The organism is Flavobacterium johnsoniae (assembly GCF_001879205.1).
Lineage (GTDB): Bacteria > Bacteroidota > Bacteroidia > Flavobacteriales > Flavobacteriaceae > Flavobacterium > Flavobacterium johnsoniae_A.
The window spans coordinates 231,081-243,897 of record NZ_MLFK01000013.1 but is presented as its reverse complement, the minus strand read 5'-3'; the positions used below and the strand labels follow the sequence as shown (position 1 = coordinate 243,897).

Below are 12,817 nucleotides of genomic sequence, written 5' to 3'. Positions count from 1 at the left end.
CCTTACAAATCCGCGTTTTCACGAAAGCGAATCCGTAAAATCCGCGCTCTAAAATCGCCCCAACACTCAGGGCGATTTAAAATTAAAAAGCAAACATCAGGAAATCATCATCTTCACTCCCAAAATATGCTTACAAATCCCTCGTTTTCCCTGATAAGCCGTAAACCAGTCGCAGGTGCATCTTTGCGAAGCGTTGTCGATAATTACCTTGTGTACAACGCCGGAACCTTTTACTTTCGCTTCGATATAATCGGCTTTTCGTTCAACGATTTCAATGTCTTCGTTATCGATAAGTTTTTTGGCATTTTTCAATCTCGGATTTAGCGATAAAATACGTTCGGTTTTAAAAGGCAGACGGCGATAGAAATGCGCTTTTTCGCTTAAATCATAACCTAATAATCCCATCGATGATAAATTCGAAGTCAGGTTGTCCATGGTTCCAAAATCGATATCATTTTCTATAGAAAGCATCGTGGGGTCAAAAGTTTCATTCGATTTTAATAAACTGTTTAAACCGTAAACCCATTCTATCGGTAGGTTTTCGGTCATGGTTTCCAGTACATTTCCTTCACCAGAAAAGCCCCGGTAAGAATCAGGAGAAAAAGCCATTAACAATTGCATTTTTCCAAATTCGGCTACAACGGCGCAGGTTTGTTTGTCCGACGATTCGTAAATGAAAATTTTATCGACAATCGCCAGAATTCCTTCTAATAATCGTAATCGCTGCACACCGCCAATTCTCACGCTGTCAGCTGTTGCCAAAGTCGAAAACATAAATTTTCCGGCTCTTTTGGTAATGAAAAAATCACCTTTTACGTTTCCTTTTGGCAGACTTTGAAACAATTGAATCGTTTGAATTTTGTTTACTTCAAACTTTAAATCCATATCGGCCAGATACAACTGTACGCTTGTTAAACCTTTAATCCAGCGCATTGGCAGGGTTACTTTTTTCTCGGTCACTTTTGCCTTGCTCGTAATCACCTGAACATCCTGCTGACCAACGGCAAGGGTTACTTTTTCGTTTTTCTGAATCGCATTTAAAGCATTCAGCATAGGATCATTAAAATCGACATTGGTGGTTCCGTTCGCGATAAATTCGCCGTCGATGGCTTCGGGTTTCATATCGAGTCTTACATACACGCCATTGCAGGACGAGAATCCTTCGAAACGCAATCGCTCAGATCCCGCCGAAACAATAGGATCGCGCAAACTGGGCGGAATAGGCCCAAAACTCGAACGAACCACTTTGGCAATCGTTCCCCAGCATTTTGCCGTAACATAAGGATCAGTTAAACTTCCCCAGAAAAAACACGGAATATTATTGATCTCTTCAATTTCGGTTTGATGCGCCAAAACCAGATTGTTGATTCCTTTGCTTTTACTGTAGGTTGAAATTCCTTTATAATTATATTCTAAATCTGTCATTTTCGTTATTTTAAAATTTGCTTAATCAACGATTTAAGCGCGGTATTGTCTTTCCATTGTTCAAAGAATTCCATTGCTTTTGGCGAAGGTTTCTGATTGGTCTTCGTTAAAACATCAACATAATTCTCTACTATTTTTTTGAAATTCGTTGGCAGTTTTTCCTTTAAAACCAGATTTTTAAAAAAGGAATTAAACAGTTTGAACAAAGCATTATTGTGTAAAGGCGAAATATCTTTCAGTGCCGCTAATGCATCAGAAAAACGTAAAAACACACCATATTTTTCTGAAGCCAATAGTGCCGCTTTTTGGGCAAATATTTCGACATCAACAGCTTGTCTTTCGATTAATTGAATCAAAACTTCAGATGCCAGTAAACGCAAATCTTTCTTTTCCTGAAAGAAACAAGCTGCGAACAAAAGCTGCGTAGTTTCAGAAAATCTAAACTCCGGTCTGTTTATGATATCCAGAAAACCTTTTAATTCCGGCTTAGCTCCGTCGCCGGTTGCACAGTTCTGCAATAAAGTCAAAGCCAAAGCATCAGAATTTTGAGGCATTAAACTGTGCCAGTAATACGTGTTTCCGGCATAGCTTAGCAAATAATCCCAGCTGTTGCCGCGATTGTAAATATCCTGACTGTACAATAAATAGTTTGGAATTTTGCTATAATGGGGCAGATCGTATTTCAATTCGTACCAAGACGGTGTTCGCTCTTTCTCTTTGGTTTGATAATTCGTCCACTCGTTCCATTTTTCTTTAAATTGTACTTTCGGAACAAATGGCGAAACCACAAACGGTATATCTTTTAGATACGTGTTTTCAAATTCAGGGAAAGTATCATCTGGATAAAACGTTCTGGCTGCAACGGCCCACAAAGATAAATTTCCGGTTTCTTTGGTCGTTTTGCCCATCGTTGCCAAAAGTTTAGAAAACAAAGAAGTCGAATCTAAATTGAGTTTTTCATCAACACCCAGACAGAACGATAAAAGCTGTTTTAATTCGCCTTCGACTTTATCTAATAACGGAATTGCTTCTGCGGTATTTTCTCTGGGCATACGCGCAATGGCAATCGCCAAATCGACAGAATCAATTTCTTCTTTGGTTTTTTGATATTCGATTACTCTTTCCAGCAAAACCTTTGGTGCCACCCAATATGGTTTATGGCTCGGGAAAGAAAGCAAAGGCAAAGCCGAGTTGGATTCGATTTTTTGCTGCACTTTTTCTAATAACGGTTTGATTAAAGTAATCGTATTTATTTTTGAATAATGCTTGAAACTGCTGTCAAATCTGCCGTTTATATTTTGAATTTTCTGCTGTAAAAACGACTTCATGAAATTTTTATGAACCGCTTCAAAATAATGTTTTTGCAGTTGTTTTTCGTAAGGCTGTAATTGTGCCGCAGAATCTGCCGGAAATAAATCTCGCTGCTGAATGTAAACGTTCATCAGGATCTCGGTATCCAGGGTTTCATCTGAATTAATAAAATTTCCAAACTGAAACACAATATCGTTCCAGTCATTTGGCAGCTGTACTTCTTCGGTAAGCAATGATTCTTTTTTTGGTTCAAAATGATATTCTTCTAATGCCGAATCGTCAATCGTAAGTGCCTCTTCATCTAAAAACGATGTCAGGCCTGATTTGATATTTCCCTGCATTAAAGAGACATACGAACTTAATTTTTCTTTTAGCGTTTTGTCTTTTGCAGATCCAATTTTTAGTAAAATTTTTGAAACGCGTTCCTGCAAAGCCAAGTCTGATATCACATAAACATCAGCAATTATTGAGGCAATAGTATTGTTTAATTTCGGATTTGCTTTGGTCATTTTTTCCAAAATTGGCAGCACGCTTTTTATTGCCGCTTTGCAATCGTTTCGCATCATAAGCGGTTCCAGCCATTCCAGAAATGATTTGGTTTTGAATTTAGGATGCTCGTAGATTTTTTTCACAAGTTCTACGCCGTAACTTGTAATAGGAGGATAGGCATTGTGAAAAAAACTGAATATATTTCCCTGATAAACAACAAGTTCATCAGCGGTAACATTAAATTCGTCCAGCCTTTTTCTAAAAAAAGACTTCAGGTTATTGTTCCATTCTTTGGTTTGAATCTGGATCGCGTTTTCGATAAAGAAAGAACGCTCCATCTTTTTTTCGTCTAATAACGATTTGTAAATCAAGCTCCAGGTTTGGAATTCGTCATATTTTTGCGTGTCATTATCACGAAAGAAATGACTATGAAGAACGGTTTCATAATTAAACAATTCGGGAATATCTCTTTGATAACTTACTTTATCACTTAAGATGTTATCGATAAAATCTCTGATTTTTATTTTAGCGCGCCATTCATTTGTTGCGGCTAAACTCAAAGCATATAATTCGGGGTTAAATTGCAGTAAGTCATTTTCTTCCAGCTTTCGCAGAATGTGATAGCTAAAACTTACCCAGTCTTGTCTTTTTACTTTTTCCAGTAAAAAAGCGGCAAGCCAATTTGGTTTCGCCCAAAGCAAAGTGTCTAAAACATAGGGTTTGTAATCTAAATCATTTAATAAATGAAGGGCTTCGTCCCACGAATTAATATCGGTTTTATCAAACAAAGCGATTGCGCTCAGGGTAATGATTTCGCTTTGAGTGCGGTCACCGCGGGTTCCCCAGCCATGATCGTGTTTGTCTTTTTTAACATAACCGGGATCTTTGGTCAAATCGGTATACGTCATCCAGTAACGTTTGCATTTTTTGATATGCTTTTTTAACGCTTCAATATTTCCTTTCGCCTTTTCTTTCAGTAAAGGCAGCAGTAATTCAATTTTTTTAGATTTTAAAATGGCGTCGTATTCTTCTAAAACTTCATCTGAGTTTTTGCTCTTTGCAGATTTGGGCTTAGAAACAACGTCTACTTCTCCGGTTTCAGAATATCCTTTTTTTATTTTTTCGGCTAATATTTTCTCTGCCATTTTCAGACATTCTTCGTTTGAGGCAAAGCTTTTTGTTTGAGATGTTCCAGAGGTTCCGTTTTTTCCGTACGTCACGGTATATTCTAATCCGGTAACTTCGATTTCCCAGAATTTATCGGAGCTGCCATCAATGTATTTAAGATTTTTTTTCATTATGTGGTATAGAATGGTTTATAGGAGTGTATTTATTTTCTCTCAAAAATAAAATTAATAAAGAGATTTTCCTTGTTTTGAAAGGAAACTTTTGGGTTAAATTTTTATTAAATAAAAACAGCGGACAGATTAAAAGAATAATTGGAATTTAATTATTAAAAAGAAAAAAACTACATTTGTACCTGAAATGGAAATGAAAAACATACATATTAGCCGTTCGTCAGAACAAAAAATTGATTTCGCCGGATATCTTCCGGTTGAAAGCTATGGGCGCAGCTTGTATTTTATGAAATTGAAATGTAAATTTTAGATTTAAAACTCAACATAAATATAAAAAGCGTCCTCAATCGGGACGCTTTTTTTGTTTTAAAGCACATTGATTTTGATCAGTATTGAAAAATAAGAGGTTTAAAATGATTAAAAAACAAACCATAACTAAAAATAATTAAAAAATAATTTGACCAAATGTTTAATGATTAAATCAAATAGCGAAATATAGTCTTGGAAAGTAATTCGATGAGCGCCAATCATTTGATACAAAACAGTAATCTGCACCAGTATGCGGACAGGAATTTCTATGTTTTTATTTTGTGTATAACTAACTGATAGTCAGAAAAATAATCTTAAAAAGTATTTGGAAATATGAATTTTTCCATCATATCTTTGCCAAACAAAATCGAAACAAAAAGTTTCAATAGATAACAACAACAATTAAAAAATAAATAAAATGAGTTTTAAATTATATATAAACAACCCAGGATTAGCTGGCGCAACTTCGGATTGCGAATGCTTTTACATATCGGTGCAAGAATACAGGCAATAGGATAATTATATCGTATTTGTTATGAAGCACCTTTAATCGGGTGCTTTTTTTTGCTTTAGGAGCAAAGGTTCAAAGGTTCAAAGGTTCAAAGGTTCAGACAAAGAGAAAAACTTAGAGCCTTAGCACCTTAGTATCTTAGAAACTTTAAAAAAGTACGCAGAATAATTGCGCAGGACAATTGTAATATTTGTTCGTAAAAAAATCGTAGTAAAGTAAAAGTAGGAACGATTAGCAGAAAGCTGATCGTTAGTTTAACAATAAAAATTTAAGGATGAATCAAAGCAATAGACTTAGGTCAGATCATAGTGATCAAACAGAAACAGTGGAGTTTAATGAGTCGTCATATGCCTCAAATATAAAAATGGATTTGAAACTGATTAACCTATGGAATGAAAAGGTAAATTTTAAGGAAATAATATATATCATTTAGAGATATTTCTCTGATAAAGCAAGGGTGCTTTTAAACTTTTGTGATATTGGATTTCCCGGAAAAGCCTTCGATTTCCTGAGATTCCCAAGAATTGCAAAAAAAAAAAATACCATGCAAAACAATACATTAGAAAAATATAAAAAAGCAATTAGAAAAAAATACGAGATAGAAAAAGAAGGTAAATACTTTGATTATTTATACAAACCTTCTCGTGGAAAACTTCGTGATTTGTGCTGGCTCATTTTCGAAAATAACCCAACAAAGGATGATTTGAATGTTTTCAGTAATCTATTAGGGTTAGACTTCGATCATACCAAAAAGAATAAGTTTAAGGAGAAAAAAGATAAGTTCAGACCTATTGAGACGTTCTTTAAAGGGGAAACAGATCCGTCAAATATTGATGCGATAAATATGGCTGCAATTTTGGTTGATTTTGAACCGCGTCCTTTCAAAAAGTTTTACGAAAATTCTAAAACTGAGGAAATAAAACCAGTTAAACGGATTGAGAAAGCTAAAGCAGTTTTTGAGAAGAAAAGTTCGGATAAAAAGGAAAAACAGGAGAAAAAATCTAAGAAAAGAAGTTTCTTTAGAGATCTTAAAAGTATGTTTTTCTAGGTCTTTTTAGTTGCAAAGGGGCAAAGGGGCAAAGGGACAAAGAGGCAAAGAGGCAAAGAGACAAAGGAGCAAAGTTTTTTAGCCACAGATTAAAGGATTAAAGATTATTAAAAAATCTGCTCAATCTGCTCAATCTGCGTGAAATAAATCTTAGCCTTCATTGCGTAAATCTTAGCGCTATTTGCGGTTAAAAAATTCCGCAAAGACACGAAAGCACAAAGTTTTTAGTCACAGATTAAAGGATTAAAAGGATTATTAAAAAATCTGCTCAATCTGCGCGAAAAAAATCTTAGCGTTCATTGCGTAAATCTTAGCGCTCTTAGCGGTTAAAAAAAACAATTATTAAAAATTAAAAAAAATGAAAACAACAGATAAAATTATTATTATCGATTTAGAAGCCACATGCTGGCAGAGTGCGGTCCCGAAGGGCCAGGAAAATGAAATCATCGAAATTGGTTTAGCGGTTTTAGATACAGAAACTGGTGCGATTACAAAGAACAAGGGAATTTTAATAAAACCCCAACGTTCTAGTGTGAGTCCATTTTGTACTGAATTAACGACCATAACTCAGGATTTATTAGATCAGAACGGAATTAGTTTTGAAGAAGCTGTTAATCAGCTAATCGACGAATACAACCCTGATTTGTATACTTGGGCAAGTTACGGTCAATACGATCTCAATATGCTTAAAAAACAATGTAAATCGTTTGGAATTTCATATCCAATGGGTGAGGAGCATATTAATGTAAAAAACCATTTTGCCGAAAAATTTGGCATTCAAAAACCAACCGGAATGAATGGGGCTTTACAGCTGTTGAATATCCCGCTGGAAGGAACGCATCACCGTGGTATAGACGATGCAAAAAACATCGCCAAGATTTTACATTGGTGCCTGCAAAATTAAAAAGGCTGTCTTAGTAAGGCAGCCTTTTCGTTTGGTTATATTATTTTGATTTATTAATTGTTCCCGTATATTTTAGAGTAAAGATCTTTATAAATTTCTTTAATAATTTTACGTTTCAATTTCAGCGTAGGAGTAAGTTGTCCGCCATCAATAGACCAAACATCTGGTGTAAGTTCAAAACGTTTTACCTGTTCCCAGTGTCCAAATTTTTTGTTGATGCTTTCTACTTCTTCATCGATACGTTTAATAACATCTGGATTGGCGCTGATTTCTGCATCAGAACTTCCTAGATTAATTTTATGGATTTTTGCCCATTCTTTTACGAATTCAAAGTTTGGCTGAATAAATGCACCCGGCATTTTTTCGCCTTCACCAATAACCATAATCTGCTCAATAAAACGAGATTGTTTCATGGCATTTTCGATCATCTGCGGTGCAATATATTTACCGCCGGAAGTTTTGAACATTTCTTTTTTACGATCCGTAATTTTTAAGAAACCTTCACTGTCAATTTCTCCAATGTCTCCTGTATGAAAATAACCATCAATTACAGCTTCAGCAGTTTTTTCAGGGTCTTTATAATAGCCTAACATTACGTTCGGGCCTTTTAATAAAATTTCTCCGTCTTCGGCAATTTTTACTTCCAGATTACGGATTGGTTTTCCAACAGTACCAATTTTAAATCCTCTGTTCCTTTGATCATTTACGGCAATTACCGGAGATGTTTCAGTTAAACCGTAACCTTCCATTACCGGAATTTCTGCTGCTGCAAAAACTCTTGTTAAGCGAGGCTGTAATGCAGCGCTTCCGGAAACCATTAAATCTAAGTTGCCGCCCAAACCTTCTTTCCACTTACTGAAAATTAGTTTGCGGGCAATTTTTAACTGAAATTCATACCAAAAGCCATTTGCTCCGTAAGGCTCATATCTTAACCCCAGATCGATAGCCCAGAAAAATAGTTTTTTCTTGATGCCTGTTAATTCAGAACCCTTTGCATAAATTTTATCGTAAACTTTTTCTAAAAGCCTTGGCACTGCAGTAATAACAGTAGGGCGGACTTCTTTTAAGTTATCACTGATTTTATCGATAGATTCTCCAAAATAAACCGAAACCCCATAATATTGATAGATGTACAAAATCATTCTTTCAAAAATATGGCAGATTGGCAGGAAGCTCAATGCTGTACTTTTTCCCGGGTCAAACGGAATTCTTGGTGCGCTGTCTAAAACATTCGAAACAATGTTTTGATGCGAAAGCATAACCCCTTTTGGTCTTCCTGTAGTTCCGGAAGTATAGATAATCGTGGCTAAATCATCCGTTTTAATGCTGTCTTTTCTGGCTTCAACTTCGCTTTGGTTGCTTTCATCTTCGCCTAAAATTAATAAATCTGTCCAGTGTTTGCAGCCTTCAATTTCATTAAAAGAATATACTTCTTTCAATGAAGGTACATTGGCTTTAATGGCATTTACTTTTTGTAAAACTTCGTCATCAGAAACAAAACAATAAATACTGCCGCTATGGTTTAGGATATATTCGTAATCTTCTTCTGCAATGGTTGGATAAATAGGAACATTCTGCGCACCGGTTTGTAAAATACCAATGTCCATTATATTCCATTCGCTGCGGTTATTTGAGCTGATTAAAGCAATCTTATCATCTTTTTGAACACCCATGCGCAATAATGCTCTCGAAACGGCATTTGCTTTTGCAATATATTCCTGGCTGGATGTTTTTTCCCAGACTCCATTTTTTTTGGTTGCAAGAGCAACTGGAAGGTTATATGTTTCTTGTTGATAATAGGGAAAATCAAAAAGGCGTGTGATTGAAACCATGTTTAATATATTGAATTTTACTGCAAATTAAATAAAAATAAGGTATGATTTTTTATTTTATCGAAATTTATGGGAAAATTTATAGAGACTATTAAAAATCAACGAAAACGTTTTCTTTTTTGTAGTAAATTTTCCTAAAAATCGAGAAATATTTAATTTGGATGTACTTTTTTAAAAGATTATTGCACGTTATAATCTTCGTAAGCTTTTACTCTTTCGCCCATTAAGAACATTTTTTTCTTGGCAAAATGAATAGAGAATTGAGAGTAATACCATTCATTGCTGTCATTTGGTCTGTACCAAAAAGTATACGATTTACTATTGAAACCTTCTTTAAAAACCGGTACACCTTCTTCTGTGCATTCAATTCCCCAATTGATTTTTTTCTTTGTAAGATCATCTGCCTGAATAGATCCAGTTCCGTCTGGATTTAATACCGTAATAGGCTCTTTTTGTCCAATCGGGGCATAAGTTCCCGGAACCGGAAAACCAATTGTAGTGGTAATATAACGATCTTTAGAATTGTGTGTGATTTGATTTACTTCAACTTGGGAGTATGATTTGGCAGTAACAAAAAATATAGCAATAAGTAATAAATGTACAGATTTCATTCTATGTAGGTTTAAAAGTTTTTGGCGTTTAGGGAAAATCAGCGGCAGATTTTCATGGCGAATATAGTTTAAATTTTGATAGAAAAATAAATCTGAAATACAAGAATGCTATTTTTTGAATTTTTGATTTTTTAAGGCAATTTATTCTGTAGAAAACTGATTTTCGAGCATTTTTTCTTTAAAATCGGATTTAAAAGTATAGGCAAACGTAACCATTAAAGCGCGTGTATCAGATTTGTTTGTTCTGTTGCTGCTAAATAATAAAGTATTGTTTTTGTATCCACTTTTGAGGGTGTTAAATACATCGGTTACAACCAACCCCAAACGTGCATTTCCTTTTCCGAGTTTTTGCTGAAAACCCATATCTATATTATAAATAGGAATCCTTTTTCCCTGCGGTGTTGCCAGTGCCGAATTGTAATTACCTATAAGCTGCAGTTTACCGCCTTTCCAGGGAACAAAATTATTAATGATTTTTCCGTACAAGCTGAAAGCACTACTCACAACATCCTGAGCTAAATTTGAAGCGTTGATGTTTTGCTGGAAAGCCGTTAAACTGATGTTTGCATCGTAGAAACTAATTGGTTTTAAACTAAAAATAGTTTCCAAACCATACGTTACAGTAGTTCCGATATTTCTTGGCTGCAGTAATATTACTCCGTTATCATACAGTTCTGCATATTGCCTGATGGCATCGGCAGCATTTCTGTAAAAAGCATTGGCTGAAAAAGAATATGCAGACCAGTTTTTTAAATAACTGATTTCGGCAATATGAATAATTTCAGGTTTTAAATACGGATTACCTCCATGTGGATTCAAAGCATCCGTAATATCAATAAACGGATTCAGATCATCTAAATCCGGGCGATTGATACGTTTACTGTATCCAATTTTCACGAATTCATTTGATGCCAAATTCCACTGCAATGATGCTGACGGAAAAAGTTTTAGATAATCATTGTTAAATCGATCTCTATTATTTTTTGTTGCTCCTGTGTTAGAAACATTTTCTGCACGCAGCCCTAAATTGTATTTCCATTTGGGGTTTTCTTTTTCTCCTATAAAAGAATTTAGTAATCCGTAAACCGCATTTATTTGTTCATTGAAATCAAAGGAATTGCTCGAAAGCGGATTAATTACATATTCGCCGTTAACCTTATCGGAACTTTCGAAATCAGAATTAAAAAAGCGAAAAGTTCCTTTGTAACCGGTTTCTACAATTGATTTCTCAGCGGCAGGAAAGGTATAATTTAAAATCGCATTGGATATATTTTCATGTTCATAATTATGTGTGCGCTGCAGGGAAGCATCGTTGATTTGCTGCTGATATTCATCGTAATTATAGGTGTCAATATTAGTGTTTTCTTTATGTTTGTTGAATGATGATGTAAGACTTGCGTTTAAGTTTTTTCGATCATCAGAAAATTTCCTATCATAATTAAATGCCAGTTCACCCGCTTTTGAACGTTCCAGTTCTAAAGAATGTCTTCTGGTATTAGAAAAAAAGCTGTTTGTACTTGTATTAACCTGAGTAAATAAAGTTTCATCATTGTCCTGACTTTCTGTATTTCCCAATGCTTCAAATGAAAAACTGTTTCTTTCATTAGGTGAAAAATCAATATTCAGTTTTAAATTTTGCAAACCTTCAGTTCGCTGATCACTTCTGTTTTGTTGAATTAAATGTTCATCATCAATAAAATAATTGGTTCTGTCTGCTTTTATTTTTTTTGTTCTTCCGGCAAATCGGTTATCATATCCCAAACCAAAATTCCATTTTTCTGTTTTATGATTCAAAAGAACCGAACTGTTGATTCTTTCTTTAGCACCAAAACCGCTTCCTAAAGCCATAGCACCATTCATACCGCTTTGATTATTTTTTTTTAGTTTAATATTAATGATACCGCTTTCTGCATTGGCATCGTATTTAGCGGTGGGACTGCTGATTATTTCGATACTCTCAATGCTGCTTGCCGCAATTTGGTCCATATTGGTTATGGCAGAGTTTTTTCCGTTAATCAATATCAAAGGCGATTTTCCTCTTAAAGTAATACTTCCTTCAGCATCCACGGCAACAGTTGGAATATTTTTCAGCATATCTGTGGCTGTACCTCCGGATTGCGAAATACTAGAAGCCGCATTAAAAATAAATCCTTCGTCTGTTTTCTGAATCTGTTTCTTTTGAGAATTAACCACCACTGTATTCAATAAATTAGTATCATTCTGTAAAACAATAGTTCCAGCAGAAACAGGAGAACCGGTAAATTGAATCTTTTTAATAATAGTTTTAAAACCAATCAGTTTAAAATACAGCTTATATTGTCCTTCGGCTATATTTTCTAAAGAGAAATTTCCTGATGCATCCGTTACAGTATAATTAGCCGTTTTTGTTGAGTCGTTGGCATTTTTTAAAATAACATCAACAAATTCGACAGGAAGTTTTCCGTCAGTAACTGTTCCTTTCATTGAAGAAATTTTTTGACCGAACGAAAACTGGTTTACAGCAAATAAAAGAATAATGGAGACTGATTTTTGGAACAATTTTTTCATGGGGGCAAAGATATTTATCCCGGTAAATGAAGTTTTGAAAACCACCTTAAGATATCATTAAGTTAGTCTTATGTCTAAATTAGAGGATGGTTAATAAAGAAAAAAAACAGGGTTTTTCCCCTTTCAAAAACAGTAGTTTACCTTATAATTTCAGATTAAATACGGCATAATTTTACTCCAATTAAATGCGTAAGCCGAAAAGCAAACGAGTAGGCACAAATCAAATCATGAAATTATGGAAACTGCTTTATTTTTAGCAATGGGATGGTGCGGAACCAAATACCCAGGCTGGTGGAAACGTTTTTGGAAAAATCCGCCTCCACCGCCGGATCCGGAGCCCTGGTGGACCGTTACCCTTATTGGTATCGGACTAATTGCAGGCGCAGCCGGCGGCTTATTCTTTAGCAATGCTATTGCAGAAAATCAATTTTTTGCAGGTCAAAATGCAGTTGCTTCGGGCCTGTTTGCTTTTGGAGCTTCAAATGTCATAACAGGTATTGCCACAGCTTTTAGAAATTAAAAAAATGCCTCG

General features: G+C 35.0%; 8 protein-coding genes. 3 read left to right on the top strand and 5 right to left on the bottom strand.

Annotated features, from left to right (window positions below):
- Window positions 1-96 precede the first annotated feature (96 nt).
- Both BKM63_RS23070 and BKM63_RS23065 read right to left on the bottom strand, forming a co-directional pair.
- Window positions 97-1,425 carry an SWIM zinc finger family protein gene (locus BKM63_RS23070; protein ID WP_071638923.1) on the bottom strand — a complete coding sequence of 443 codons (1,329 nt, stop codon included), beginning with the start codon at window positions 1,423-1,425 and terminating at the stop codon, window positions 97-99.
- 5 nt (window positions 1,426-1,430) lie between these two features.
- Window positions 1,431-4,523 (bottom strand): DUF6493 family protein, encoded by a 3,093-nt coding sequence (locus BKM63_RS23065; RefSeq protein WP_071638922.1) that lies wholly within the window; start codon window positions 4,521-4,523, stop codon window positions 1,431-1,433.
- Between the two features lie 1,364 nt (window positions 4,524-5,887).
- On the opposite strand from BKM63_RS23065, the gene BKM63_RS23060 reads away from it, so the two are divergent.
- Both BKM63_RS23060 and BKM63_RS23055 read left to right on the top strand, forming a co-directional pair.
- On the top strand, window positions 5,888-6,391 hold the full coding sequence (locus BKM63_RS23060; RefSeq protein WP_071638921.1) for a hypothetical protein: 504 nt from the start codon (window positions 5,888-5,890) through the stop codon (window positions 6,389-6,391).
- Window positions 6,392-6,749: 358 nt separating this feature from the next.
- Complete coding sequence (locus tag BKM63_RS23055) at window positions 6,750-7,295, top strand: 3'-5' exonuclease (RefSeq protein ID WP_071638920.1); 546 nt, start codon at window positions 6,750-6,752, stop codon at window positions 7,293-7,295.
- Between the two features lie 53 nt (window positions 7,296-7,348).
- Here the strand turns inward: BKM63_RS23055 and BKM63_RS23050 are convergent, their stop codons facing one another.
- From BKM63_RS23050 to BKM63_RS23040, 3 genes are all read right to left on the bottom strand, one after another.
- The gene (locus tag BKM63_RS23050) at window positions 7,349-9,127 is read right to left on the bottom strand and encodes an AMP-dependent synthetase/ligase (protein WP_071638919.1); all 1,779 of its coding nucleotides are present in this window, start codon (window positions 9,125-9,127) and stop codon (window positions 7,349-7,351) included.
- A 179-nt stretch (window positions 9,128-9,306) separates the two neighbouring features.
- Window positions 9,307-9,738, bottom strand: a complete 432-nt coding sequence (locus BKM63_RS23045) for a hypothetical protein (protein WP_071638918.1) — start codon at window positions 9,736-9,738, stop codon at window positions 9,307-9,309.
- A 141-nt stretch (window positions 9,739-9,879) separates the two neighbouring features.
- A complete protein-coding gene (locus tag BKM63_RS23040) occupies window positions 9,880-12,201 on the bottom strand; it encodes a TonB-dependent receptor domain-containing protein (RefSeq protein WP_242661219.1) in 2,322 nt (773 codons plus the stop codon).
- Window positions 12,202-12,520: 319 nt separating this feature from the next.
- On the opposite strand from BKM63_RS23040, the gene BKM63_RS23035 reads away from it, so the two are divergent.
- Window positions 12,521-12,805 (top strand): hypothetical protein, encoded by a 285-nt coding sequence (locus BKM63_RS23035; RefSeq protein WP_123907111.1) that lies wholly within the window; start codon window positions 12,521-12,523, stop codon window positions 12,803-12,805.
- Window positions 12,806-12,817 lie beyond the last annotated feature (12 nt).